Source organism: Candidatus Hydrogenedentota bacterium, assembly GCA_016791475.1.
Classification (GTDB): domain Bacteria; phylum Hydrogenedentota; class Hydrogenedentia; order Hydrogenedentales; family JAEUWI01; genus JAEUWI01.
In genome coordinates this window covers 121,188-147,399 of sequence record JAEUWI010000002.1, presented here as the reverse complement: position 1 = coordinate 147,399, position 26,212 = coordinate 121,188, and the positions used below count along the sequence as shown (strand labels likewise).

General features: G+C 60.3%; 21 protein-coding genes. 17 read left to right on the top strand and 4 right to left on the bottom strand.

The window, feature by feature from the left end; translation table 11 throughout:
- Positions 1-4 precede the first annotated feature (4 nt).
- The 11 genes from modB (at position 5) to JNK74_01615 (ending at position 11,786) form a co-directional block, all read left to right on the top strand.
- Positions 5-670 (top strand): molybdate ABC transporter permease subunit, encoded by a 666-nt coding sequence (modB, locus tag JNK74_01665; GenBank protein MBL7644873.1) that lies wholly within the window; start codon positions 5-7, stop codon positions 668-670.
- Positions 667-1,755 (top strand): molybdenum ABC transporter ATP-binding protein, encoded by a 1,089-nt coding sequence (gene modC, locus JNK74_01660; protein MBL7644872.1) that lies wholly within the window; start codon positions 667-669, stop codon positions 1,753-1,755. Before modB ends, modC begins: the two co-directional genes overlap by 4 nt.
- Before the next feature lie 172 nt (positions 1,756-1,927).
- Positions 1,928-3,325 carry a cysteine--tRNA ligase gene (locus JNK74_01655; protein MBL7644871.1) on the top strand — a complete coding sequence of 466 codons (1,398 nt, stop codon included), beginning with the start codon at positions 1,928-1,930 and terminating at the stop codon, positions 3,323-3,325.
- Positions 3,326-3,410: 85 nt separating this feature from the next.
- Positions 3,411-3,977, top strand: coding sequence for a sigma-70 family RNA polymerase sigma factor (locus JNK74_01650; protein MBL7644870.1), 567 nt, complete (start codon positions 3,411-3,413; stop codon positions 3,975-3,977).
- Positions 3,974-4,618 (top strand): hypothetical protein, encoded by a 645-nt coding sequence (locus tag JNK74_01645; protein MBL7644869.1) that lies wholly within the window; start codon positions 3,974-3,976, stop codon positions 4,616-4,618. Before JNK74_01650 ends, JNK74_01645 begins: the two co-directional genes overlap by 4 nt.
- Positions 4,615-5,241 carry a hypothetical protein gene (locus JNK74_01640; protein ID MBL7644868.1) on the top strand — a complete coding sequence of 209 codons (627 nt, stop codon included), beginning with the start codon at positions 4,615-4,617 and terminating at the stop codon, positions 5,239-5,241. Before JNK74_01645 ends, JNK74_01640 begins: the two co-directional genes overlap by 4 nt.
- A gap of 79 nt (positions 5,242-5,320) precedes the next feature.
- Entirely contained in the window at positions 5,321-6,127 is an 807-nt protein-coding gene (locus tag JNK74_01635; GenBank protein ID MBL7644867.1) for an undecaprenyl-diphosphate phosphatase, read from the top strand.
- Between the two features lie 52 nt (positions 6,128-6,179).
- On the top strand, positions 6,180-6,635 hold the full coding sequence (locus JNK74_01630) for a hypothetical protein (GenBank protein MBL7644866.1): 456 nt from the start codon (positions 6,180-6,182) through the stop codon (positions 6,633-6,635).
- A gap of 315 nt (positions 6,636-6,950) precedes the next feature.
- A complete protein-coding gene (locus JNK74_01625) occupies positions 6,951-8,129 on the top strand; it encodes a sugar transferase (GenBank protein MBL7644865.1) in 1,179 nt (392 codons plus the stop codon).
- Between the two features lie 22 nt (positions 8,130-8,151).
- Positions 8,152-9,600, top strand: coding sequence for a sugar transferase (locus JNK74_01620; GenBank protein MBL7644864.1), 1,449 nt, complete (start codon positions 8,152-8,154; stop codon positions 9,598-9,600).
- 344 nt (positions 9,601-9,944) lie between these two features.
- Complete coding sequence (locus JNK74_01615) at positions 9,945-11,786, top strand: sigma 54-interacting transcriptional regulator (protein ID MBL7644863.1); 1,842 nt, start codon at positions 9,945-9,947, stop codon at positions 11,784-11,786.
- Positions 11,787-12,293: 507 nt separating this feature from the next.
- Here the strand turns inward: JNK74_01615 and JNK74_01610 are convergent.
- Positions 12,294-15,191, bottom strand: coding sequence for a tetratricopeptide repeat protein (locus JNK74_01610; protein MBL7644862.1), 2,898 nt, complete (start codon positions 15,189-15,191; stop codon positions 12,294-12,296).
- A 149-nt stretch (positions 15,192-15,340) separates the two neighbouring features.
- On the opposite strand from JNK74_01610, the gene JNK74_01605 reads away from it, so the two are divergent.
- From JNK74_01605 to JNK74_01580, 6 genes are all read left to right on the top strand, one after another.
- Positions 15,341-16,291 carry a hypothetical protein gene (locus JNK74_01605; protein ID MBL7644861.1) on the top strand — a complete coding sequence of 317 codons (951 nt, stop codon included), beginning with the start codon at positions 15,341-15,343 and terminating at the stop codon, positions 16,289-16,291.
- Positions 16,292-16,324: 33 nt separating this feature from the next.
- Positions 16,325-17,464 (top strand): glycosyltransferase family 4 protein, encoded by a 1,140-nt coding sequence (locus JNK74_01600; protein MBL7644860.1) that lies wholly within the window; start codon positions 16,325-16,327, stop codon positions 17,462-17,464.
- Between the two features lie 63 nt (positions 17,465-17,527).
- Entirely contained in the window at positions 17,528-18,454 is a 927-nt protein-coding gene (locus tag JNK74_01595; GenBank protein ID MBL7644859.1) for an NAD-dependent epimerase/dehydratase family protein, read from the top strand.
- Between the two features lie 174 nt (positions 18,455-18,628).
- Positions 18,629-19,603, top strand: coding sequence for a glycosyltransferase family 2 protein (locus JNK74_01590; GenBank protein ID MBL7644858.1), 975 nt, complete (start codon positions 18,629-18,631; stop codon positions 19,601-19,603).
- A 120-nt stretch (positions 19,604-19,723) separates the two neighbouring features.
- A complete protein-coding gene (locus JNK74_01585; GenBank protein MBL7644857.1) occupies positions 19,724-20,767 on the top strand; it encodes a DUF1016 family protein in 1,044 nt (347 codons plus the stop codon).
- Positions 20,768-20,865: 98 nt separating this feature from the next.
- On the top strand, positions 20,866-22,404 hold the full coding sequence (locus JNK74_01580) for a hypothetical protein (GenBank protein MBL7644856.1): 1,539 nt from the start codon (positions 20,866-20,868) through the stop codon (positions 22,402-22,404).
- 149 nt (positions 22,405-22,553) lie between these two features.
- On the opposite strand, the gene JNK74_01575 is transcribed toward JNK74_01580, so the two are convergent.
- The 3 genes from JNK74_01575 to JNK74_01565 all read right to left on the bottom strand — a co-directional run bounded on the left by JNK74_01575 (position 22,554) and on the right by JNK74_01565 (position 26,023).
- Positions 22,554-24,059, bottom strand: coding sequence for an AAA family ATPase (locus tag JNK74_01575; protein ID MBL7644855.1), 1,506 nt, complete (start codon positions 24,057-24,059; stop codon positions 22,554-22,556).
- 86 nt (positions 24,060-24,145) lie between these two features.
- Positions 24,146-25,495: an HD domain-containing protein gene (locus JNK74_01570; GenBank protein ID MBL7644854.1), complete on the bottom strand. Its 1,350-nt coding sequence runs from the start codon at positions 25,493-25,495 to the stop codon at positions 24,146-24,148.
- 15 nt (positions 25,496-25,510) lie between these two features.
- Positions 25,511-26,023: a hypothetical protein gene (locus tag JNK74_01565; GenBank protein MBL7644853.1), complete on the bottom strand. Its 513-nt coding sequence runs from the start codon at positions 26,021-26,023 to the stop codon at positions 25,511-25,513.
- Positions 26,024-26,212: the final 189 nt, after the last annotated feature.

The following is a 26,212-nucleotide window of genomic DNA, read 5'->3' as shown; positions in this document are numbered from 1 at the left end:
TCTGGTGGACTGGCAGGCCATCGGCGTCACGCTGAAACTCGCGTCGGTTACCACAGTCATACTGCTGGCCGTGGCCACGCCGCTGGCGTGGTGGCTGGAACAACGGCGCTCCGGCCTGCGCATCGCCGTGGAAAGCCTGGTCGCCATGCCTCTCGTCCTCCCGCCCACGGTCCTCGGCTTCTATCTCCTCCTCCTCCTCGGCCCGAGAGGCCCGGTGGGCGGACTCTGGGAATCCCTCGGTGGCGCGCGGCTCGTGTTTTCCTTTCCCGGTCTCGTCATCGGCTCCGTACTCTTTTCCCTGCCCTTCGTCGTCCAGCCCATTCAAAATGCCTTCGCCGCCATGGGACCACGCCCCATGGAAGTCGCCGCCACCCTGGGGGCTTCGCCCCTGGACCGCTTTTTCACCGTGGCGCTGCCGCTCGCACGGCGCGGTCTGCTCACCGGCGCGGTGCTGGGCTTCGCCCACACGGTGGGGGAATTCGGGGTGGTGCTCATGATCGGCGGGAGCATCCCGGGCCAGACAAAGGTGGTGTCCATCGCGGTCTTCGAGCGGGTGGAAGCCCTGGACTTCCCCGCCGCCCATGCCATGGCCGCATCGCTTGTCGTCTTTTCTTTCGCCGTGCTGACCGCGGTCTACGCGCTCAACCGGCGCGCGCGGCCCTTCCCATGAGCCCGATCTCCATCGATATCCGCGTGGCCCTGTCGGCCTTCACCGTGAACGCGCGCTTCGATGCGCCGCACGGCGCCATTACCAGCCTCTTCGGCCCCTCCGGTGCGGGCAAGACCACCGTGTTGCGCGCGATCGCCGGGCTGGAGCGCCGCGCGCGGGGGACTATCCGTGTAAACGGCGAAACGTGGCTGGACTCCGATGCCGGGGTCGATCTGCCGCCCCACCGGCGCGGGGCGGGCTACGTTTTCCAGGAAGCGAGCCTCTTTCCCCATCTGAATGTGCGTGGAAATCTCCACTATGCGCGCCGGCGCGCGCGCCCGGGAATCCAGACCATCACCTTCGAAAGCGCCGTGGATCACCTCGGCCTGGGCGGCCTGCTCGAGCGGGACACCGCGACCCTCTCCGGTGGCGAGCGGCAGCGGGTGGCCATGGCGCGGGCGCTCCTGTCCAATCCCCGCCTGCTGCTCCTGGACGAGCCCCTGGCCAGCCTCGACGAGGCAAGCCGCTCGGAAGTCCTGCCCTGCATCGAAGGATTGCAGTCCAGTGCCGGATTGCCCATTCTGTATGTGAGCCACAATCTCCGCGAGGTGGCGCGGCTGTCACGGGCCATTGTGGAGATTCGGGATGGCGTCGTGGTTGCGGTGGGGCCCGCCTCCGCCGTGCTGCGGCATATCGCCCGATCACCAGACCACGAAGATGACCCGGTGGCGATTCTGGACGGTACGATCATCGCGCACGACAGCCACTATCACTTAAGCACGATCCAAACCGGCTTCGGCCAGTTCCAATTGCCCGCCGGAGACACCCGCGCGGGAGAGTCGCGCCGCCTCCAGATAGCGGCCCGGGATGTTTCTCTCGGGCGGCATTTTGACCGCGAGTGCAGCATACTCAATCAGTTTGAGGCGGAGATCGCGACGATTTCGGGGCGTGGCCCCGGCCAGGTCCTGGTGGAGATGACGCCGCCGGGAAGGCCCGACGGACCGGTGCTGATGGCCCTGGTGACCTCCCGATCCTGCGAGGCCCTTGCCCTGGCGCAGGGCGCCCGTGTATTTGCCCGCGTAAAGGGCGTTCAGGTGATGGAGTAGCGCGCGCCGGACGCAACACCGCCTTGAACATTTTCGCTTGCAGCACGGTGGCGACTCTCGGAGATGGGCGTTCCCGCCGTGATTTCCGTCCCCCACGTGATCCCGCCACCTCTGATGCGCTAAACTATGGGCCGCGCCGATTCGATTACCCCAAGCCCCAAGGAGAAGCTCCATGGCCCTGTGTTTCCACAACACCCTTACCCGAACGAAGGAACCTTTTACCCCGCTGGTTCCGGGAAAGGTCGGCCTGTACACCTGCGGCCCCACCATCTATAACTTCGCCCATATCGGCAACTTGCGGGCCTACATGTTCGAGGATCTGCTCAGCCGCTACCTCAGCTTTCGAGGCTATGCGGTCCGGCATATCATGAATCTCACGGACGTGGAAGACAAGCTGATCCGCACCTGCCGAGAAACCGGGGAACCCCTCAAGGCCGTCACGGCACGCTATGCCGCGGCCTTCTTTGAGGACCTCAAGACCCTGGGCATTAAACCGGCCGAGGCCTACCCCGCCGCAACGGATCACATCCCCGAGATGGTGGAGATGATCAAGCAGCTCCGTGAGAAGGGCCACACCTACGAGGCCGATGGCAGCATCTATTTCCGCCTGTCCAGCTTCAAGGACTACGGCAAGCTCAGTCACATGGATCTGGACCAACTCCAGGACGGCGCCAGCGGTCGGGTGGACAACGACGAGTATGAGGCGGAAGACGCCCGGGACTTCGTGCTCTGGAAGGCCTATGTGCCGGAGGACGGCGAGGTATTCTGGGAAACGGAACTCGGCAAGGGCCGCCCCGGCTGGCACATCGAGTGCTCCGCCATGAGCATGAAATTTCTCGGCGACCATTTCGACATCCATTGCGGTGGCGTGGACAACATTTTCCCCCACCACGAAAACGAAATCGCCCAGTCCTGCTGCGCCACCGGCGCGCGGTTCGTGAATTACTGGCTCCATTGCGCCCACCTGATGGTGGACGGTCGGAAGATGTCCAAGTCTCTGGGTAATTTCTACACCCTGCGGGACCTGCTGGAAAAGGGCATCGACCCGGTGGCCATCCGCTGGACCCTGCTGGCCATTCACTACCGCCAGCCCAACAACTTCACTCTCAAGACGGTGGAGGACGCGGGTAACGCGCTGCAACGCATCCGGGACTTCCGCCAGCGCCTCGAGGAGATCCGGGGGCCGGGAGAGGACCTCACCGCCCTGTGCCAGGAATGCGAAAACCGGTTCATCGAGGCGTTGGACGACGACCTCAACATCTCCGGCGGGCTCGGCGCGGTCTTCGACTTTGTTCGCGCCGCCAACAAACAACTCGACGAAGGCGGCACGGGGGAGCAGGGCGCAAGAAACGCCCTGGCCCTGCTGGACCGGCTCAATGAGGTCACGGGGCTTTTTGCGGGTTCGGGCGCGGGTGAAATCCCCGCCGACATCCTGGATCTGGTCAGCCAGCGCCAGCAGGCCCGCCGGGACAAGAATTTCGCCCGTTCCGACGAGATCCGCGACGCCCTGGCGGCGCAGGGCTGGATCCTGGAGGACACCCCCGGCGGCCCCAGGGTGAAGCGGGCCTGAGCGAGGTGTTTCGCCTCGGCGTGGACGACGTGGAACTTTTTTTCCGCCTTCGGGTTGAAGCCTATGACAACGAGGTTCCCCCCGCATGAGGGATTTGGATGACTGGGCGCTTGTAGCGCGGGCGCAATCAGGTGACAGCGATGCTTTCGCGCTCCTGGTGCACCGCTATCATGCCCCGATTATCCACTTCTGCTTCCGCATGGCGGGATCCCGGCAGGACGCGGAGGATGTCGCCCAGGAGGTCTTTCTGCGGCTGCACCGCTACTTGAACCGATTGCACCCGCAGGCGAAGTTTTCCACGGTGCTCTTCGGCATCGCCCGAAACCTGACCCTGAATTACCTGCGCGATATGAAACGCCGGGGTCGGGGAAAAAGTCAGCCCCTGGACGGCATGGCGGAACTGGAGTCCCAGTCCGGTCGTCCGGCGCACGAAGCACGAATGAAGGAAATTGAATCCCACGTGGAAGCGGCCTTGAAGCGCCTCTCCCCCGAACACCGCATGATCATCCACCTGCGCGAAGTGGAGGGGATGGACTATGACGGGATTGCCGAAGTCCTGCGCTGCCGCAAGGGCACGGTCAAAAGCAGGCTCGCGCGGGCGCGCGAGCAGTTGCGCATCGTTCTAATTGAACAAGGAGGTGAGTTGCTATGAAAAAGTCACCCCACGTGGTGGATGAGCTTTCGGCGTACATCGACGGCGAAAGCCGCGATCCCGAGTACATCGCCCGGCACCTCCAATCCTGCCCGGAATGCGCCCGGCACCATCTCCAGCTTCTGAAACTGTCCGGGCATCTGAAAGCCCTGGAGGCCCCCGAGACGCATCCCGCCTTCGTGACCCGCGTCATGGCCCATACCGCGGAGGTACCCCGCGCCCGGGTCTGGTTCCCCGCCTTCGCCCCGCGATGGGCCGCGGCGCTCTGCCTGATCGGCCTTGCGGCCGCCGGCGGCTGGCGATGGCTTCCCGAGTCCGCGCCCCGCGCGCAGACGCCCACCGCGGCACAGCGCGTCAATATCGCCTGGCAGGACGATGCCCAGGTGGTGGAAGCCCTGGGGCGCTTGATGGACGCCGGCATCCCGGTGGATGTCTTTGGCGATCTGGATGAGACTGCCGAGGGTGAAGAGCCCGACGTCGCCCTGGATTCCGTGCTGGAAGCCCTCGCGGACGCCTCTTCGGAAGCGGACTTTGTCGACCCCTTTGCCCACCATGATCTCGATGGCATGATGGACGCCTTTGAAGGAGAAGACGTGGAGCTATTGGACAACTTGCTGGCAACAGCCGGAAACGAGGTATGAAAATGCGCTGGTGGAATCGCTGTTGCTGTACGCTGGCCCTGATCCTGGCCGTCGCGCCAGCGTTCGCGGATGAGCCCGCCCCAAAGGGCGGAAGCGCGGAGAGCGCCGCACGGGAAGAACGATCGACCGAGAGCCGGAAGCTTCTGGAGGAAGTCCTCATGGCCCGGCTCACCCGGGAACTCGCGCTGGACGAGGAACAGACCGTTCTGATGGTGCGTCACCTGGCGGAATTCAGAGACAAAATGGCCGCCCTGCGCCGCGAACGCCTGACGCTTGCGCGTAATCTCCGCCAGGCCGTGCGCGAGGGCAAAGATGAAGAGGCCATCGCCAAGGTACTGGAAGAGGTGGTCGCCCACGAAGCGAAAGCCGCGGAAGCGCGCCGCGAAATCATCGATTTCGACGGCTTTGAATTGACCACCTGGCAGAAGGCCAAGCTGTATCTCTTCATCGTCGACTTCGAGAGCGACATGCGGCGCCTGCTGAAGCAGGCCCAGGAGCGACGCTTCGGCCGGGGACAGAAGGGCGAAGCTTCCAAGGCGCCGACCGAAGGAGATTCCAGTGCCGCGGAACCCGGCACCGAAAAGGCGGAACCGGAAAGCGAAGCCGAGGCCCCTGTGGAATAACCGCCGTATGGCGCAACCGCCATGACGTGTGCTACCCTTTGCGGGTAGTCGCAGCGCAACCCTCTTGACCCGGGAGTACCTGGTGGATTTCGTAAACGCATTCATTCTGGCGGTGGTGGAGGGGATCACCGAGTTCTTGCCCATCAGCAGCACCGGGCACCTCATTCTCGTGGAATCGCTCCTGAGTCTGGGAGATGACGAAGCCTTTAACAAGGCTTTCATCGTCATCATACAATTCCCCGCCATCCTCTCGGTGTGCCTCTATTTCTGGCGGCAACTCTGGCCCGTGCGCGAAGGCCGATTGGACCGGGACATCATCGCCCTGTGGATCAAGGTCGTCGTCGCCTTTCTTCCCGCCGCCGTACTGGGTCTGCTCCTGGATGACTACATTGAGTCCCTCCTCGACAGCGAAACCGTCGTGGCGGTCACCCTCATCCTCGGCGGTATCATCCTGATTCTAATTGAGCGCCGAAAACATGCCGGGGAAACGGCTTCCATCCAGGAACTCAGTTATAAGCAGGCCGTGGGTATCGGTCTGATACAGTGCCTTGCCATGATTCCGGGCACCTCGCGCTCGGGCGCCACGATCGTCGGCGGGCTCCTCCTCGGGGCCAACCGGGTGGTCGCCGCGGAATTCTCCTTTTTCCTTGCCATCCCCACCATGGTGGGTGCTACTACCCTGAAGATTCTGAAGAACGGACTGAGCTTTTCCGGGCATCAGTGGGCACTCATCGCGCTGGGCTCCGTGGTCTCTTTCCTTGTCGCTTATGGCGTCATCGCCTTTCTCATGGCCTTCATAAAGAGGCACTCGTTCAGCGCCTTTGGGGTGTACCGCATCATATTGGGCGTCCTGGTGCTCGTGATGTTAATGACAAAAATGATATAATCCCAACTCAATCGCGCACCCTTAACTGAACCGTGCCCAGGGAGTTCCCAATATGCCCGCCCATAAGGCGAATGACCCCATTACCTCTTACCGGATTGTCTCCGGCGCCATCGCGGCTATGCCGTTGGTCTATGTCGCCGTGGCCAACATCATGAAAATCACTGGCGCCTTGCCGGCATCCGGTATCGGGCAACTCGACCCCGCGATGGTCACCCCCATTTCACTGGCCCTGCTGGCCTTCGGTACGACAAGTTCGCTGACCTCCATGGTGCTGAAGAAGGTTCTTCTGGAAAAACTGGGGGTTGAGACACAGGACGCCGCGGCCCGTTTCAAGGCGACGCTGATTTGCATGGCCTTATCGGAATCCGGCGCGGTGCTCGGGCTCGTATTGATGCTGCTCACGGGCAATATGCTCTATGGCGGTTTGCTTTGCGGTCTCTCCTTTGCGATAACCTATTTCCACTTGCCGAGCCGCTACTGGTTGGAACAGGGCAGCCCGAAGGATTGAGACGGATGGTGTTCGTCAAACAGGCCTCGATCAAGGGAAATCGCGGCGGCAATTTCAGCAGTATTGCCGATTTGTTCGATTTAGAAGCACGGGCCAGCGCTTGAATTGGCACTGGATTCGTCGGTAAATTCTTGACAGGAATCTAACGTTCGCAGTAGAGTGAGTTCCATACTTCCGGTACACCCCGGCGACTCGTCGTACTCGGGGAATTATTTGAACATGAGATTTGTCTCAAGCTTGTAATTGCTCGCCCGTCCGGGCGGGCGGCAACGCCCAGCCACCGCATTGCTGCGGTGGACTCACGGGAGTCCTCCATTGGGCCTATATTCCAGACGCCATGAATTCCTCAACGCCATCATGCGCGTGCTCCTCGATTTGAGTTGTATCACCGGTGTGTTTGTGGCCACCATTTGGCTGCTCGCCCCGACCGTGACGGTCGAAATCTTCCAGAGCTACCTCACCTACTATTTCACGCTGGTGACCGTGTGGTTCATGGTGGCAACCGACCAGCGACTCTTCCTCTCGCGGCGAAGCGAGGCCCTGGTGGCGCTCCTTTTTTCCGTGGCCAAGGCGTTCTTCACCGCGTTTCTTTTCACGGTGTTCATCGTGGCCCTTTTTAAGCGCGAGGAACTGAACCGCACCTTCCTGTTTGTATTTGGAATCTTCGTGCTGGGTGGGCTTCTCCTGTTCCGCTTGAGCCTGGGTCTGAGCCTGTGGAACCTGCGCCGGCGCGGCTTCAACGCGCGGCGGATCCTCATTGTGGGCAGCAACGAGCGGACGCAGAAGCTGGTGGACATTCTCCACGCGAACGAACAATATGGCTACCACATTGAGGGCTTTCTGGAAATCGAGCCGGAGCGGCGGGAAATGCTCGAAGCCCGAGGCGTCCCCTATCTCGGGGCCCTGGACGAGCTCGACAAGATTCTGGTGAATCGGGTGATCGACGCGGTATACATCGCCTTGCCCGTTCGCTCGTACTATGAAAAGATTCAAAGCGCGGCCCACCTGTGCGAAGGCGTCGGTGTGCCGGTCCGTTTCATGGCGGATCTGTTTCCGCTCCGCATGGCCACGAGCGAGTTGAGCCGGCTGGGCGACATCCCCCTGCTCTCCCTTTCGATAGAATCCGACAGCCGCCCTCAGTTTGCCCTGCACCGTGCGGTGGATATGGGTGTGTCGCTGCTTTTGATTGTGGTGCTCTCCCCGGTGCTTCTGGCGGTGGCGCTGGCCATCAAAGTGGATTCTCGCGGTCCCCTGCTGATCCGCCGCCCCCGGCGGGCGCCGGGCGGCGCTATTTTCAGTGATCTTGTATTTCGCACTTCCCATGGAGCATCATGGGAACCCGGTGGGGAGAATTTGACCCGGGTGGGCAGTGTCCTGAGACGATATGGAATTGACGAGCTACCCCAGTTGTTAAACGTTCTTTCTGGGGAGATCAGCCTGGCCGGACCGGTCCATGATCGGGGTCAGGCTTCAAAGATGGACAGCCCGGTTTAGCGGAAGGCCCAAGGGAAGGGACATGGAGATCTCAAATAAACCGCGAAAGCGAATTGTGCCGCCTGCCGTATTGGTGTTTCTAGACACGTGCTGCATTGTGGGAGCCTTTGCGCTGGCCATTCACTGGTCGACGCCGATGACGAAACCGCTGATGCCGCCCATCCTCCAGAATCTCCCCTATCTCATCGTGGTCATTCTGGTTTGGTACAGCGCGGCGGTCGAGCGTAATCTGTGGGGGGTGCGCAATCGCCAGGATGTGGTCCATTATCTCACGACGGTAACCAAGGCTGTGGGCGACGCCTGCGTGTTCTGCGTGTTCGTCATGGTGCTGTTTACTCGAAGCGATGCGGAGAATTCGCGGGAGGGGCTGGATCACACCTTTCTGGTGGTATTCTGCCTGTTCACGCTGGTGTTCCTGCTGGTTTTCCGCTTTGGGCTTCGTCTGGCCATTCATGAATTGCGCAATCTGGGCTATAACCAGCAGCGCGCGGTCATCGTGGGCGCGAATGAGCGGTGCCGCCATTTAATCGAGGTACTTCAGGAAAACTCCGGGCTGGGTTATGCCATCATCGGGGTTCTGGATAAGGAACTGGATCGCGCCGGATTGCTGGAAGGCACCGGCATACCCTTTCTGGGTTCGGTCGAACGGTTGAAAGACATGATCGCAAACGGGGAGGTGGACGAGGTCTACATTGCCTTGCCGGTCCGCTCCGGGTATGAGGAAATTCAGAGCATCGCCCACCTCTGCGAGGGGGCCGCGCTCCCGGTTCACATGGTGGCGGATCTGTTCCCCATGCGGGTGGCCACCAGCCGACTGATGCACCTGGAAGACATACCGCTGCTGAACCTTTCCACCATTCCGGAGGCGCACGGGAAAGTTTTCATGAAGCGGGCGGTGGACTTTATTGGTTCGAGCCTGTTGATTGTGGGGCTCTCGCCCATGCTGGCCCTGCTGGCCTTGCTGGTCAAGCTGGATTCCAAAGGGCCCATCTTCTTCCGACAGGAACGGGTCGGCCAGAACCAGCGCCGTTTCAAGATGATAAAGTACCGCTCGATGGTGACGAACGCGGAAGAGATCAAGGCATCGCTTATGGCCCTGAACGAGCAGGACGGGCCGGTGTTCAAGATTACGAACGACCCGCGCATTACCCGTCTTGGGCGCTTTATCCGCAAGTACAGCCTGGATGAATTCCCCCAGCTTTTTAACGTGTGGAAAGGCGAGATGAGCCTTGTAGGGCCCCGCCCGCCCATCCCCTCTGAAGTGGAACAGTACACCTGGAGCCAGCGCCGCCGCTTGAGCGTACGCCCTGGAATGACCGGGCTCTGGCAGGTCAGCGGCCGCAACAACATCGGATTTGAGGAGTGGGTTGAACTGGACCTGAACTATATCGACCAGTGGTCCATCTGGTTGGATATCAAGATTCTTTTCATGACTTTCCGGGCCGTCTTTGCCGGGCGCGGGGCCTCGTGAACTCCCACCGGTTCGAACAACATTGCCGCCGCGGGCGGGGAGCGGGACCTTCGGGTTTTCCCTCCCCGCCCGCGGCGTTTGGCCCCCGTGTACCCCGATGAGGCGAGGGGCGCAAGGTCGATTTACGCGCGTCGCCATCTCGCGCGCCGCCGCCGGAACCGACACGAATCCCGCCGATGGCATCACTATCTCCCCGGCGCGAAAACCTGCCAGGATTTCGGATCTCAGACGGCACCGCTTGCCGCCACGGGAACGGCACCCCATTCCCGTGGCGGCAAGCGGAATGGTAGCGTGTATTCTATTTGTGTAGATGTGCTAAGATAGACGGGAAGAAGGAGGGTCCGTTGTACCAGATCACCGCCAAAACTGGGAGCGCCAAGGGCACTTCCTGGGTTGTCACACCCAGCGCCCTTGTCTTCGGACGCGATATCCTGTGTGATATTAAAGTAAGCGATCCCCTCGTGTCCCGGCGCCACTGTGAGGTTACGCTGGACGGCGATTCGGTGGTTCTCACGGATCTGGGAAGCAGCAACGCCACCTTCGTCAACGGCGATCCCGTGACGCAGGCCGTGCTCCGGGCCGGAGACGAGGTCGCCGTCGGCAGCGCCATCTTCCTCGTCACCCGTGTACGCGAAGTGGGCATGAATACCCCCCTGCCGCCCAACTCGCCCCCGGCCACCTGCTCGCTGGTCATTGGCGAGCCCCTTTACATGGCGCGGGACCGGGTTGCCCTGGTGGCGCAGGGCCGCCCGAGGACGGCGGAAGACCTGGCGGACCTCTTCACCCTGGGCCGGGCGCTCAGCGAAGCCAGCACGATGTCAGGACTGATTACGGCCCTTGTCCAGCGGATCACCGAGCGCTTCGAGCCGCGCGCCGTGTGTATCGCCTCGAATCATCCGAGCGACAACGGGTTCTCCCTCTATCCCCGGCGGGCGGAATCGATCTTTGGGCCGAAGTACTCAATTCGGGGTACCGTCAAACAGATTCTGGAGCAACAACAGGGCGTCCTGATTCCGGAGAGTTGCCGGATAGACGGTGGCGCCGGTATCCGCACCACGGCGGCGGCCCCCATGATACTGGGGAAGGACGCCATCGGCGCGCTGGTGGTGCAGACGGAATCACCCCACCGCATTTACGATGAAGTGGATCTCGAATTTCTGCTTGCCCAGGCGCAAGTGGCGGCCCCTTACTTTCGCGCTCTCGAACGGATGGAGCTGCTGGAGCGGGAAAATACCCTGCTCGTATCCGGCGCGGCGGAGGGCGCGGCCATCATCGGCGACAGCCCCGCCATTAACCGGGTGCGTACCCTCGCCCGGGACTGTGCCCGCTCCGATCTGAATGCGGTCATACTCGGCGAAACCGGAACGGGCAAGGAGCTGGTGGTCAAGCTTATCCACCGCCTCTCGGCCCGCTCGGAGGCCCCGCTGACCGTGGTCAATTGCGCCGCCATTCCGGCGGAACTCCTGGAGAGCGAGCTCTTCGGCTATGAGCGCGGCGCATTTACCGGCGCACATAGCCAGAAAACGGGGGTCTTCGAAGAAGCCGATGGGGGCACCATCTTCCTCGACGAACTCTGCGACTTGAGCCTGCCCAATCAGGCGCGGCTTCTCCGCGCCATCGAAACGGGTGTCTTCCGGCGCCTCGGGGGCAAGGCCGATATCAAAGTGAATGTCCGCGTCATTGCGGCCACCAACAAAGACATCAAGGAAGAGGTGGAGCGTGGCCTGTTTCGCCGCGATCTGTACCACCGTTTGAATATGTTTGAAATCGTCATCCCCCCGCTCCGGGAGCGGCGCGGCGACATTCCACTCCTGGCCGAGCATTTCCATCGCGGCGCTCGGGAACGCCAGGGCTACCGCACCGCGGGATTCAGCCCGGAAGCCCTCCAGTATCTCAACACGCTTCCCTGGAACGGTAACGTGCGCGAATTGAAGAACACGGTGGAACGCGCGATGGTCGTGGCCCGTTACGACGCGATTCGGCCCGAGGACCTGGAGCGGGACGGTGGACGTCCAACGAACCAGGAAGACGGGGAACCATTCCTGAGTCTGGCGGAAGCCGAGAAGCGCCAGATCAGCGAAGCCCTGCGCCGTTGCGACGGCAACATTAAGGCTGCGGCGGAGTTGCTCGACATCGGTCGGAGCACGCTGTATCGGAAGGTGAGCGATTACAATATCATGCTCTAGCGGTCTAGATTTGATGGAATTTTTGGGGCGGATTCTCAAAATGGGAATTTGATATTCCAGAATCGGGACTCTCCGTCGTGCGCCCTGCGCGACTTTCTTGGGATTTTCACCCCGGCCCAATCGGTTTGTGTTGGTTTTGGCGCCTTCCGTGATGGACTATCCGGTGGCCTGCTTCTTGCTCTTTCCTCCAGAGAGAGCCTTTGATCGTACGCTCCCAGGCAGGGGCGCAACGGTCCTTGGGCGACAATCACTATCCCTCTGGCAGGAGATTGACGTGCAGCACGGGTTGGACAATTTTCAATTGTCGCAGACTACGGAAACTAAAACCTCGTCCTGGCTGCGGGCCTGGTACCTGGTTCGGTTCCGGGGCTATACGGTGACTCAACGCAAGGAAATTCCCAAGGTAACCCGGCTTGGCCGACTGACCTACGAGTATCAGTGGCATCTCCGGGCGGGAATTGGACCTGAACGACTTTCCTGATCCCCTTTCGGGGTGAGTCCGAGGCGCTATTTCGCGGGCTGAAGCGCCTTCAATTCGGCTTCCAGTTGATTTTTTCCCTCCTGGGGCAGGTCCGCTTCTCCCAGCAGGGATTCGTAGATGACGCGTGCTTCATCGGGGCGCTTCAGGTGGACGAGGGTGCGCGCCTTCGCCCAGCGCGTGTCGAAATGACCGGGAAACTGCGCTTCGACCTCCTCCAGAATGGCCAGTGCCTTGTCCCGCTGATTCAGCCGGACGAGGGTGTCCGCCCAATGGACCGCGGCGGAGGCGCGCCGCTCGTCGGAGAGGCAGGCCATGGCCTTCTCGAAGAGGATGTTGGCCAGGGAGAGTTCGTTCAGCCCCGCCGCCGTAACCCCGAGATTCAGGGCGCTTTCGCAGGGGGCCGCACCTTGCGCGGCGAGGGTATCGTAGGCCTCCTGCAACATTTGAGCGGCCCAGAGATACGCGGCCCCTATGGATAGTCCGCCGTCGCGCGGATGGGAGCGAACGCCGGCCAGGAGCACACGGCTTGCCTGGTCCAATTGGGCCCCGGGATCTTTCAGGACGGCGTCGACCGCCTCAACCTGGGGTAGCGGTTTGCCGCCCTGCTCTCGAACACGGGCGCAGGATGCACGCAAGTGGCCGCTGAAATCCGCCAGGCGATCATTCTTTCGGGCGAAGGCGGCAAAATTGCTCCAGAGTTCTGGACGCAGGGGACCATGCTGGACGGCCCCATTGTAGGCATCCATCGCGCCCTGCACATCGGCGAAGCCGGTATCGAGAACCACAGCCAGCCAGCCATAGGCGGTGGCCAACTGCCCGCGCGCTTCGTCGGTGGGTGTTTCAACGGCCAGAAGGCGATCGATCTGCTGAAAGAGGACGTCACGGAGGCGATCAAAGCGTTTATGCTGGCGGGCGAATTTGAGGAAAGCGGGCCAGTGGCTGGGATCCTCGGGGGCCACCTCAATGGCGCCGATGAGCGCCGATTCGGCCGCTTCCACATTGCCGAGCCCCAGCTCGACCTGCATGAGCATGCGGTAGAGCTCACCGGAATTTTCCGGCCCCTGATCGATGGCGCGGCGCAGATACTGGCGCGCGTTTTCCCAGTGCTTTGCCTGGACCGCGGGATCCGGGCTCGCCGAGTGATCGCGGTTGATGATCGCCGCGATGGACTCTATGCGCCCGAGTACGTCGATGGCGGAGGGGAAGTCCGGCGCAATCTTCAACACCGCTTCCGCATGGGCGCGGGCCAGATTTAACTTTTCAATGGCCGCGTCGGCCCCCGCACCTTTTGCGGAGACGGCCTGCTGGGCGAGCATCAAATTGGCGCGAGCCATGGGCAGGTGGGTCAGCACATAGTGCGGATTCAATACCAGGGCGCGATCGAAGTTGGCCAGGGCTTCGTCCAGTTTTCCCTGATCCAGGGCGACGAGGCCCAGCCGCCGGGCATAGTGCCAGTTCCACGGGGCCAGCTTGCCCGCCTTTTCGAATTCCACCCTGGCGATTTCGTATTGTTCTTTGCCCTGCGCTTTCATGCCGGCGTACATGTGGTACTCCGAGGCGAAGGTCCGCGTTTCAAACCAGGTGCACACGACAAGCAGGGCCAGAAAGGCCAGTCGAAACAACTGACCGGGCCGAAGCGCCCGCGCCGGCACTTGGACCGGTCGCCCCGCGGTCCAGATTCCATCCAGTGTTCCCATCATCAGGAAGAAGAGGGCTGCGGTAACCGGCACACGGAGGTTGAAGCCGAAGAGCCCGTCGATGGCGAAGGCGCAAAACAGCGCGGCGAAGGTAAAACCGACACGGCGCTGTTCCGGGGTGCTGGACTGGGCCGCAAGAAGAAGCCCATAGGCCATACCGAGTACGAGCAGGGTCAGATAGAGCCCGGCGGCGGCGAGTCCGCCGTCGATGGCGATCTCAAGCAGATCATTGTGCACGTGCGCGTTCATCCGCACTTCCTGGGCGAACCAGGCTTGCTCGAAGGGTGTCCAGTAGGGCGCGTAGGCCAGGCCATAAACCGCGGGGCCGTGCCCGAGGATGGGCGCGTCGAAGAGCATTCGGGTGGCGCTTACGTAGGATTGATAGCGCAGGAGCAGGGAGAGATCGAGGGGAAAGATGTGCCCCGTGCGCGCGTGAACCAGGAACATGGCCGCACCGAGTCCCGCTACGCCCAACAGGGCGAATACGCCCAGAAGCGCCGCGACGCGCGCCACGGGACGCCGGGGCCGGCGCAGGAGAAGTACGCCGAGACCGACCAGCAGGGCGGCCCCCGCAAGGGCAATCCAACCGGCGCGCTGGTCGGTGCTGTAGAAGTGGAAGAAAAGGAGCGGCGCGATCCAGAAGCCCCAGCGGAAATTGGAGCGAATGAGGCAGGCCAGCATGATAAAGGCGAGAATCAGCGCGTGGGCCGCGAAGTTCGGATTGCCGTAGGTCGCGGGGAGGTTGGTGTAGGTGTCGCTGGTGGTGTCGGTCCAGGGAAAGGGATCGAGTCCGGCGGCCTGCATGACGGCATAGATGGCGGCGAAAAATACCGCGCAGCAGAAAACGGCGAAGAGGCGGAGAACCTGGGCGGTGGAACCGTAGACCTGGGTGGCCAGCCAGTACAGGGCGAAGAGGGAGAAGAATCGGCTGGTCTCCAGCAGGCTGATGGCGCGAAACTCGGAGAAGAGGGAACTGATGAGGAAGAAGGCCAGCAGGCAGAGGCTCACTTCCAGGAAGACGGCCGGCCTGCGCAGGGGGATGCGCAGGAACGATGCGACGAGGAGGTAGCTGCCCGCGAGGAGCCCCGCCGCCCAGGCCGTAAGCAGGTGCTTGACATGGATCGTGGGGTCGTTCGTGCCGGCGTAGAGCGCCAGCACCAGCACGAAAAGATACGTGCCAAGTGCGAAACGATAGAAACGCTGAACCGTGAAATGCCGCTGGCTCACGTGGATCTCCTGTTGGGGGTGGCCGCTCTGGAACGGGGCCGGCCCTGCGCGGGCACGCCTCCAACCGGATGGCGGCAATGAATTGGATGCGCCCGAGACGCCCGACGGGAGACTTCCATTGAAGCGGGTTGCGGGGGAATCGGTGCCCCATGCTAGCACTGGCCCCGGCGGCATCGCAATTCGCCCGGCCGGAGGAGACGCCCGTCGGGTCGTATTTCGCCACTTCGCCTTTCAACACACGGGATGAATCTGCTAGGATCGGCGGCGTCGTATCGGGCCGCGCCCCGGTTTTTCCTTCAATCTCCGGACACCTGAGAACCATGACCGAGCTGGACCATGAAATGCCGACGGAACAGGCCCCGATCGCGCCAAAGGGCGCCCAGGAAATTTTCTGGGGCCTGGGCGGCTTCGCCTTTGTCGCCATGATTCTCTGCCTGGGCGTCTACCGGGTTTTTGGGGCGCAGTTGACCGCCGGGCTGGATGAAGCCTGCGCGGAGGCCGCTTTCGACGCGGGCCAGAAACTGGAGGCGAGCGGTAACCTCGCCCCCGCCGTGCAGAAGTATCGCCAGGCGATGGAGGGACAGTTTGCCAGCGAGGACCTGCGCACCCAGTGCGGTCTGGCTATCGGTGACCTACTCTTCAGGCAGGACCGCTTCGGCGAGGCGCTGGAGGCCTATCAGGCCCTGCCAGAGGAGGCGTACGGTCGTTCGGGGGCCTACACGGGGTATGTGACATCGCTGTGGCGCGCGGGCCAATTGGACGATGCGGCGCGCCTGGGCCAGGTTTGGCTCGAATTGGCCGAGAAAGAAGCGCAGCGGGACCAAGAGGTCTGGGCGCGGAATGTGCTCATGCAGGTGGCGAATGCGAGGGGCGATCTGGAAGGCGCGCTCGCCCAGGGCAACGCGATACTCGCGCTGGAGCCGGGCAGCGACGCGCGCGTCACTGTCGCGAGGATCCTGCGCGGCCAGGGCAAACTCGAAGAGGCCAGGACACATGCGGAGGCTTTGGTAAAGAATACGGACAGCCCCACACTTCAGGGGGCCGGGCGGCATTTGCTGGAACAGATCGCCGCCGATGCGGCGCGACAGGGCACCCCCTGAAGCCCGCGCCCGGCGGCGCATGAGGATCGCTCCATGGCCCAGGCACCGTTACGCGTTGCGTTCTGTCATTACACCTCGGATGTCGGCGGCGGCTCGGACCGCTCCCTTTTCGATCTGGTAACCCACCTGGACCGGACTCAGTTCACCCCGTTCATGATCCTGCGCTCGGGCGATCCCCTGGCGGGTGCCTATCGCAAGGCGGGCTGCACGGTGGCGGAGATTTCGTTCGTTCCGCCGCGCAAAGCGTTGGCGTTTCGAAAGCTCGCGGCCTTCTTCATCACCTTCCTCCCCCATGCTCTGCGTGCGGCGCGGCTGCTTCGAAAATGGCGGATTGAGGTCGTCCACGTTAATACGATTAACAATCTCCAGGGGCCGGTGGCGGCGAGGCTGGCGGGCCGCCCACTGGTGTGGCATGTGCGGGAAATCGCGGGCGAGGGCCGGATTGGCCGCGCCATGCGCGGGCTTGTGGAGCGGCTGGCCCACATCGCCGTGGCCAATTCAAACGCCGTGGCGGAGAGTCTCGCGGCCTGTGGTGATCGAGTCCGCGTGGTTTACAACGGCATCGATCTCTGCGAATATCCCGATCCGGACTGCACGACGCCACGGGAGCCACTTATCGCCTGTGTGGGGCGCCTGGAACCGTGGAAGGGGCAGCATGTGCTGGTGGAGGCACTCCCGGAGATTCTTGCAAAACACCCCGATGCGCGGGCCTGGTTTGTCGGTGGCCCGGCGGTAAACAAGCCCGAATATCTTCCGGGCCTGCAGTCACGCTGCACCGAGTTGGGCATCGTGGCGCGGGTAATCTTCACCGGACCAAGAATGGATGTTCCTGAAATTCTACGCATGGCCACGCTGCTGGTGCTGCCTTCGGTGGACCCGGAGCCCTTTGGGCGGACCCTGGTGGAGGCCATGGCGGCGGGTTGTCCGCCCATCGCCACGGCGGCCGGCGGACCGCTCGAAATCATCGAGGAGGGCGTGAACGGCGTGCTGGTGGCACCGGGCGATGCAACGGCGTTGGCCGCCGCGATTCACGATCTCCTCGCCAATCCCGACCGGGCACGGGCGATGGGAAAAGCGGGAAGGAACCGGGCGACGACCCGCTTTTCTTTGGACCGCATGGTGGAGGAGATGTCCCTGATCTTGAAGAACGCGGCGGGACCACGTCACGGATAGCATGGCTGGCGGCCCATCGGGTAGACTACGGAAAACTTGCAGGGCAATCGACAGGAGCAATTCATGGCAAAGATTCTTGTAACCGGCGGTGCCGGATTTATCGGCAGCCACGTGGTGGACGCGTGTATCGACGCGGGTCACGACGTGGCGATTCTGGACGACTTCAGCACGGGAACGCGGGCCAATGTAAATCCTGCGGCTACGGTTTATGAAATGGACCTGCGCGCGCCCGCCGTGGCGGAGTTGTTCGAGGCGGAGAAGCCGGACTACGTTATTCATCTTGCCGCGCAAATGGACGTGCGGCGGAGCATTCGCGAGCCCATCTTCGACGCGGAGATTAATATACTCGGCGGATTGAATCTCCTCGAACTGAGCGTGAAGCACGGCGTTACGAAGTTCCTCTTCTCCTCCACCGGCGGCGCGATCTACGGCGAGCAGGAGCATCTGCCCGCTTCGGAGGAATCCGTCCCCAAGCCGGAGTGTCACTACGCCACGAGCAAGCTCGCCTACGAATACTACATCGCGCTTTATGAGCGCCTCTACGGCCTGCGCTACACGGTACTGCGCTTCCCCAATGTCTATGGGCCACGGCAGCGCCCCGACGGCGAAGCGGGTGTATGCTCCATCCTCGCGGGGCTGATGCTCGCGGGCAAGACGCCCACCCTCTTCGGCCATGGCACGCCCCTGCGCGACTATGTCTTCGTGAAGGATATCGCCCGGGGCGCGCTGCTGGCCCTGGACAAGGGCGATGGCGAAATCATCAATCTCGGCTCGGGCAGGGGCACCTCGGTGCGGGAACTCTTCGATATTTTCAAAGATGCCCTCAGTTTCGAGGGCGAGCCCGTGCTGGCGGATCTGCGCCCCGGCGAAGTGAAGGAGAATTACATCACCGGCGATAAGGCTGCGCGGGTGCTGGGCTGGAAACCGGAAGTCGGCCTCGAAGCCGGTCTGCGCGAAACGGCGGAATACATCCGCGCGAATCAGGGATAGCGCAAGGGTTCTTATGGGTCGTATGGGTCGTATGAGTCGTATGGGAGTCGATGTCCTATGACTCATTGGTCCCATACGACCCATTTGCCACCACGGTCACTAAACACCTGCCTGCTTCCAACTGCGACCGCACTTTCCCTATAATGCGGCACTACCGCCAGGGAAGGATTCCCCTTGACCACGCCACCGCCCAACACCAGCCGCGCCTGCGGACCTGAATTCCTGCTGTCGATCGTTGCGCCCGTGTACAACGAGGCCGAGGGCATTGAGGGCTTCGTGCGGGAAGTGCGGGAACACGCGGCGGCGCTGGAATGTGGCGGACGGGTTGAGCTGGTGCTGGTGAACGACGGAAGCACCGACGGCACGGGGGCCATCCTCAATCGGTTGGCCGCTTCCGACCACGGTGCGATTCGCGTGGTCCATCTCGCGCGCAATTTCGGCCATGGCGCCGCCGTGGCCGCCGGGCTCGATCACGCCCGGGGCGATGCGGTGATCCTGATGGACGCCGATTTCCAGGATGACCCCGCCGCCTTTGCGCCGCTGCTGGCGAAGTGGAACGAAGGCTACGACGTGGTCTATGTCGAGCGGGCGTCGCGTCAGGAAAACCCGCTGGCGCGCGGTGCCTTCTGGCTCTTCTATCGCGTGTTCAAGTGGGTGGCCGCCACCCAGTCGCCCCTGGACGCGGGCACCTTCGGCCTGATGGACCGCCGCGTGGTCGATCAGCTCGGCAAGCTGCCCGAACGCAACCGATATCTGCCCGGGCTCCGCGCCTGGGTGGGCTTTCGCCAGACGGGCGTGCCCATTCCCCGTCGCGCCCGCTATGACCGCCACACGCGCGTGGGCCTGCGCGGCCTGTGGACCCTGGGGATGAACGCCATCTTCTCCTTTTCCTATGTGCCTCTATTCGTCTTCCGCATCGCGGGCGTGCTCAGCATACTCCTGAGTCTGGTACTCATCGCCATCGCCGTCTACCTCCACCTCACCCGCAACGACGTGGGCCCCTGGCCGGCCATCCTTGCCGCCACGTCATTTCTGGGCGGGATCAACCTCTTCGGCATCGGGCTGCTGGGTGAATACATCGCGCGGATCTACGATGAGGTGAAGTGTCGACCGGTGTATGTGGTGGACCGGGTGGATGAGGGGGAGTAGGGTCTACGTCTCGCCCCCCGATTCCACGACGCTTTGACACTCGAAACGTCTACGCGGTGGAACATTCTGATATACTCGGCTGCCGTGGCGAGGTGTAATAATAAGAGTTGGAGGGCAATCATGAAGCAGCGGAAACCCGTATCGAGAAACTCAGGCGACACGAACGGCGACTACCCAAGTCTGCTGGCCGAGGTGAAGGAGCGCATCCGCAAGGCGCAGTACGAGGCGCTGAAGGCGGTGAACACGGAGCTGGTCGGACTGTACTGGGATATCGGGCGCTTGATTGTGACGCGGCAGGCCAACGAGGGCTGGGGCAAGGCGGTCGTTGAACAACTATCCTCAGACATCCGGTCGGCCTTCCCGGGCGTCGGAGGGTTTTCGACTTCCAATCTGTGGCGCATGCGGGCCTTCTTCGATGCCTATGCGCGGATAGAAAAACTCGCACCACTGGTGCGAGAAATTAGCTGGAGCCACAACTTGCTCATTCTGGAGCGCTGCGAGGACGCTCAGGAACGCGAATTTTACCTTCGTATGACGCGCAAGTTCGGCTGGTCGAAGAATGTCCTGATCCACCAGATCGAAAACCAGAGCTATGAGAAATCGCTGCTTGGCCAGACGAATTTTGATCAAGCGCTGACACCGGAGTTGCGCGCGCAGGCCAAACTGGCGGTCAAGGATGAGTACACCTTCGACTTTCTCGATCTGGCCGAGGAACACAGCGAACGGACCCTGGAACGCGCGCTCATCTCTCGAATCGAAGACTTTCTCCGCGCCATGGGCGGCTTGTTTACTTTCGTTGGGAGCCAGTTTCGACTGGACGTGGACGGTGATGAATACGTTATCGATCTCCTGCTATTCCACCGGCGATTGAGGGCACTGGTGGCGCTTGATCTAAAGATCGGTAAGTTCCAGCCGGAGTACGTCGGCAAGATGCAGTTCTACCTTGCCGCTTTGGACCGCCTGGTCCGCGAGGAAGGCGAGAATCCATCCATCGGGATCATTCTCTGTAAGGAAAAGAACCGCACCGTCGTCGAATACGCGCTCCACGATGCGAGGAAGCCCATCGGCGTGGCGACCTATGAAATACGCAAGACCTTGCCCAAAGCGCTTAAGGGACAATTGCCGTCGCCCGAGGAAATTGCGAAGTTGCTGGAGGGCCTGTGAGGGGTTTCCTCCAGCGCACTATCCAACGCGAAGCGGTGACACGCATGCAGGGGACGGAACAGCGCACAAACTTTCTCAAGACTGGAGTATATAAGAGTATGATGAAGCACCTCTTGGTCTTGACCGTTCTTATCGTTGCCAGTCTATGCCACGCGGAAGAGTCGAAGCCCTTTTATATGGGCGTGTACGTGTACGATTACCAGTTGGCCGCCGCGGCCGAGAGCGTGGGGAAAGACTACTTTGCCTTTCTGGAAGAACACCTCAAAATCCTCCAGGACCATGGCGTTAACGTGATCCACCTGGCGGTTTCAAAGCCCGCTCAGTTTGGCGAGCATCTGCGCCTGGCCGAAGAGTACGGCATCAAGCTCCTGCCCCAGTTGGATTTCGTGTACTTCAACGCGGCGGAAAGCGACGAAGCCCAGGAGGCCAGGGCGCAACAGGCGGGCGCGTTCCTGCTTGAACATGCCAAAGATCCGCGCGTACTCGCGTGGAGCGTGAAGGAGGAAGTTTTCCGCGCCGATGTGAATCGCCTGGCGAAGTATTACTTCCAGATTCTCCAGCATGCGCCGGATACGAAATTCTTCACGCTCCACAATGCTCTGGGCGCGGCGAAGGATCAACCCGTGCCCGATCCGATCATCTCGGGGACCGACCGCTATGCGTTCTGGTGGGAATTCTCCGGTGGCGGCTATCTTGCCTCTCCCGCCTTCGCCCTGGATTGGACGCGGCGCGAGGCGGCGGTGTACTACGAGGAATCGGCCAGGCGCGGCGCGGACTTCATGCTGGTGACCACGGCCAGCGGCATGCTCATGCCCCAATGGGCCAACACCCTCGCCAACAAGCCCCATGAAGTGGCCTACCCCACGACGCCCGACGAGCAACTGGCCATGCAGAAGAAGGTCCTCGCCTTTGCGGAGGAAGGCCGCATGGGCTGGCGGAAGTTCACGACGCCCGACGGCGATTTCTACAACGTATGGAAATACTACCGCGCCCCGAAGAACTGCGTGAAGGCCATGGCCTGGACCGGTGTGCTGGAAGGCGCAAAGTTGTTCCTGTTGTGGCACTACGAGCCCGTCGGCAATCCGGATCGGATGTTGAATGCCGAGCAGGCCGCGCGCTCCGGCCTCGGAGAGATCCAATACGTCACCCTGGCCGGACGCCCCGACATGGACAACCCCCAGCTCGCGGAGTTCGCGGAAGCATCGCGCGAGATCCGCGCCTACGAAAAGATCATCACCCGGATGGCCAAGGCCCCCGATTGCCCCGTCCAGACCGACGACAAGAACATCCACGCCAACGCCTTCACCTTCCCCGGACTCAAGGGGCGCGTTATCGTGATGCAGAATGCCAACGTCGGCATCTGGCCCGCCGAGAGCCGGACGATGTTCAAAGACGACGACCCGATTAAAGTCGACGACGATGGAAATATGGTGGGGTATGTACCTTTCTCCGATCACATGGAAGTTCGGTTTTCGGTGTCGGAGAAGGGGGCTGGGGGCGGTGTCTACGACCTGAAAACGGGGGCGGAGATCTCGGGCGAGGGTGGGTACAAGGTTAGTATCGCGGCGGGAGCGGGTGTGCTGGTCTACGTTGGCGCTGCGGAGGATGCGGAGATGTTGCGCGGGCTGATGCGGTAGAGGATCGAGAATGCTCTCTGTGTAAATCAGAATGCATTCGCTCCGAGCCGTTGGTCAATTTTGTCTTATAACGCTCGTCTTGCAAATACGCGTATGAATCACGGAGATCACTGCTCTGGATTGTTTGGCGCACGAGAATTTGGAAAACATCACGCATCGGACTTGTTGGGCAACAGATGCTTTACAACTTTCTCGCCAAGATACGCAAGAATAGTTCCTTCTTGGTCAAACGTAGTTGTTCCATCCCATTCCACTTTTGCGATAACTTTGCCAACTACGATTTCCCATGGCTTACAACTGCCCATGACACCCATCAAGTCGTTTCGAATGACTTTAAGATCAAAGGTTCTTCTATCAAATCCTCCTAACTTGAACTTCTCCATGACGCCAAAGTGAACGTGCTCACGGTTAGTTTGTAGCCAATGCTCAATTCTTGATTTCAAATCCTCCCATGACAACCCCATCGATTGTAAAGACTCGTTAGTCAGCATCAGATTTTCCGCTGCTCTACAGGACAACCGCATCCTAACCATTGGGGCCATAGACTGGATCTCATCACTCGTCAGATCCATGTCCCGTAGCGAGAAGGCACGTGCATTGTCATAGACTGAGCGCATAACCGTAATCGCTTCAGTTTCAAACTTGTTCATATCTCCCAACCCATCGACAGAACATGGGTATAAACTTATTCGACCATTCGCCGAACGAACTACTTGCTGCCAGATCCGCTCATCATCCTCTCCTTCCAGCAGCAGCAATGGTGCCTGATTAAACACGTTTGAAAGGGGATGTGCACCAAATACCGGTAGGATCTTTTTGTAGATTGCCGATATTGACTTGAAAAAAATTTCCTTTTGGCCAAATGTGAGGAACACAATCCGAGTGTGGCTAAGACTCTCAATCGCGCCCAAAATTGCTGTACTGTGAGTAGCAACAACCACTCGAAACGAGCTTGCAGATACCAGCTTATGCAAAAACTGCATTAGGCGAACCTGGAGATCGGGGTGAAGGTGAACATCGGGCTCGTCCAAGAGCAACAAGTTATGCTTAGACTCATCGAGCTCTTTGCTGAATATCAAACATTCTATCCCGAGTGATATAAGTTCGCTCTCACCACTGCTTATCCTATCCGGAGGGAGTTCGTTTTCTGTGTTCTTTTCGAATATCTTGAAGCTTGACTGGTGATGGCGTCGAATTTCGATATTATCTAAGAGCGTATTTATTTCTTTTATATAGGCATCAAAAGTGTATTCCGTATCGCTTCGTTTAGGCTTTTCAATTTCGCGAAGCACAAGTAGTTCAAGCTTACGGTATTGGGCAACGCTTTGCTGTCGGAAATTGATCGTTTGATTCCTTCTGCGCTGGCCTTGAAGCCAATTGTCGTTGCCGACTATATTCTGTTCTATACCTGCCTCATATATTAGGGCCCCCCCTCGTTCCGGAGTGATATATCTAGTCCTGCCGATGTACTCCGTGCCGGTTTGTAGACTATCCTCGATATTGCGAAGGAGCGTGCTCTTGCCACATCCATTCTTGCCCATAACGATGTTTATCTTGCTTAGGCCATTGACATGATACTCGCCCGCAGTGGGAAGGTTGAGGCAATCGCCTGTTCCAGTAGTGCCCTCGATATCTTTATCAGTAATCTGAATCATTCCTACACAACCCCGCTAGTTCCGGTCACATGCAACAGCCTTTTTTGTTTGGAGAGGCCTTTAAATGGATTCATTCATAATCTTGTTCACACGGATGAATGGTTTGCGGACTCTTTCAAGCGTCGACTCAAATTCACTGCGTCCTCGCGGATTTCTTTCGGGACGTAGTAGAGAATACGATCCTCGGGTGGCTTGATAACTGCGCGGAGTCGGGGTAGATGCTCGCCAATCGCCACAGGCTCGCCATCAACAATTACCCGGATTGTATTGACCGCCGACTGGTTTTCTGCCTCCTTCTCCTCCCGGTAGGGCTGGCGATATTTGCCTTTCACACAATCCTTCAGACAATACATCGTCGGCTCTTCATACCCATTTCGACGCAAGAGTTTGTGCATTTCAGGTTCCCACTCACCGAAATCATCAGCTTTGAGCGGATTTGGGGGCGGGGGTGGCTCCACCATGGCGAAGCCATCTCGGTCAAGAAATCGCGTTGCGCAATCCGCCAGCGACTTGTCGGAATGCCCTTTCCAGCGCTGGATCTGCTCCAGCACCGTGAACTCCTCCAATCTGAGGTAGTCTTCGATTGGGAGCGTGCCCGGCTCGGGGTTGTCGACTTTCCAGAAACGGTCAAGTACCGGATTCGCGTCGATGTGTATCCCGTCGAGCCTGAGTTGATTGGCTCTGGTCCACATCGCCTGTAACAATTGCTCAAAGCCACGGGTCGTCTTGTGCAGGTAAACATTTTGATACATGTAGTACCGGGCGAATATGTACTCTTCAATCGCCAGCGCCGACTTCTCCGGCCAGACCAGGTCGGTTTCGCCATGGTAGAACTCCACCGTGGTCAGAAGTCGGTGCCAGTCAAAGTGCCCGTATCCCGCACCAGTGAACAAACTGTCTCTGCGCAGGTAGTCCATTCGATCCACATCAAGCTGGCTCGACATCAAAGCGCGCTGCCATTCGGGATGTTTCGTATCGTTGGAATCAATCAGGTCGACGACATGGTTGGGAAGGTAGGTGTCCTGCCCCTTCAAGACCTGATTGACTTTGGAATTTTCGTCCCGGATGATTGCAATCGACCATTGCTCATGGTTGATGTTCAGACATGTCTCGAACAGGTGAGAAAATGGGCCGTGCCCCACATCGTGCAACAACGCGGTGGCGAGCAGTGCCTGGCGCGCTTTTCTGATGCTTTCCTTGTCGCTCTGCCGGATCAGGTGATCCAAAACCAATTGCATCAGGTGGGTGACGCCCAGACTGTGGGCGAAGCGCGTGTGATCCGCGCCCGGATAGGTGATGTTGCTTACGCCCAGTTGATGAATGCGCCTGAGCCGCTGGACTTCTGGACAGTTGATGAGATCGATCAACCAACCATCCTTCTTTCGATCAATCGCTATGTAATTATAAAGCGGGTCGCGAAAAAGCTTGGCCGCCATGCTGCCCCTCCGTCGCTAATTTTCCGATTGCGCCCGCACCCGCTTTGCCAACGCCAGCGCTTTTTGGCTACCCTCGTCGCTGGTTCGCACTTTCTTAAATTCACAGGCCTTTTCGAGTGCGGCGGTCCAGTCTCCCGTCTGCGTGAAAAAAAAGTGGATCGTCGAACCAAGTTCCAATGGCCAGATTTCCTGTGAGATCAAGTCGGCTCCAAGTGTCCTATAAGACTCCATGGACTGATCGTTGGCCTGATTTAGAAACTCTTGCGTCTGGGGCTTGAGTTTGTAGCCATACTGTGGGCCACATTGTTGAAGACTAACGGTTTCATCAATCAGACGGGCAGCCACCATCTCGTCGCAGGCATCCGCGACGTCGCGCGAATACGGGCCAAAGTGATGGAGCGTGTACGCGCATCCGAGCGGACAGCCTGCTTGCTGCAGGAAATAGACCACCTTCTGCAAGCGCTTGCGCCCTTGGATTCCGGGCTCTCCAGCCCAGGATAATAGTGTTGCTAGTTGTAGTCGATTCATTGTCTTCCCGTCCTGACCTGATAAGTTTGGCAAGCTTAACATCGCTTGTCAATAAAAATCTACGCGAACCGATTTTTCGGCCTATCGCAGCAGTGCGAATCGCTTTTCGCTTTGGTCTCGGCGGCGTTCGGGGTGAATGCGTATAACTGAACGCAGGAATCCCACCCAAAATTTGCACCTCCTCGCCCT

Bases quoted from the DNA above. Each gene is read 5' to 3' on its own strand.
- modC (MBL7644872.1), top strand. From the start codon at position 667: ATGAGCCCGATCTCCATCGATATCCGCGTGGCCCTGTCGGCCTTCACC.
- JNK74_01655 (MBL7644871.1), top strand. From the start codon at position 1,928: ATGGCCCTGTGTTTCCACAACACCCTTACCCGAACGAAGGAACCTTTT.
- JNK74_01650 (MBL7644870.1), top strand. From the start codon at position 3,411: ATGAGGGATTTGGATGACTGGGCGCTTGTAGCGCGGGCGCAATCAGGT.
- JNK74_01645 (MBL7644869.1), top strand. From the start codon at position 3,974: ATGAAAAAGTCACCCCACGTGGTGGATGAGCTTTCGGCGTACATCGAC.
- JNK74_01640 (MBL7644868.1), top strand. From the start codon at position 4,615: ATGAAAATGCGCTGGTGGAATCGCTGTTGCTGTACGCTGGCCCTGATC.
- JNK74_01630 (MBL7644866.1), top strand. From the start codon at position 6,180: ATGCCCGCCCATAAGGCGAATGACCCCATTACCTCTTACCGGATTGTC.
- JNK74_01620 (MBL7644864.1), top strand. From the start codon at position 8,152: ATGGAGATCTCAAATAAACCGCGAAAGCGAATTGTGCCGCCTGCCGTA.
- JNK74_01605 (MBL7644861.1), top strand. From the start codon at position 15,341: ATGCTAGCACTGGCCCCGGCGGCATCGCAATTCGCCCGGCCGGAGGAG.
- JNK74_01600 (MBL7644860.1), top strand. From the start codon at position 16,325: ATGGCCCAGGCACCGTTACGCGTTGCGTTCTGTCATTACACCTCGGAT.
- JNK74_01595 (MBL7644859.1), top strand. From the start codon at position 17,528: ATGGCAAAGATTCTTGTAACCGGCGGTGCCGGATTTATCGGCAGCCAC.
- JNK74_01585 (MBL7644857.1), top strand. From the start codon at position 19,724: ATGAAGCAGCGGAAACCCGTATCGAGAAACTCAGGCGACACGAACGGC.
- JNK74_01580 (MBL7644856.1), top strand. From the start codon at position 20,866: ATGATGAAGCACCTCTTGGTCTTGACCGTTCTTATCGTTGCCAGTCTA.
- JNK74_01575 (MBL7644855.1), bottom strand. From the start codon at position 24,059: ATGATTCAGATTACTGATAAAGATATCGAGGGCACTACTGGAACAGGC.
- JNK74_01570 (MBL7644854.1), bottom strand. From the start codon at position 25,495: ATGGCGGCCAAGCTTTTTCGCGACCCGCTTTATAATTACATAGCGATT.
- JNK74_01565 (MBL7644853.1), bottom strand. From the start codon at position 26,023: ATGAATCGACTACAACTAGCAACACTATTATCCTGGGCTGGAGAGCCC.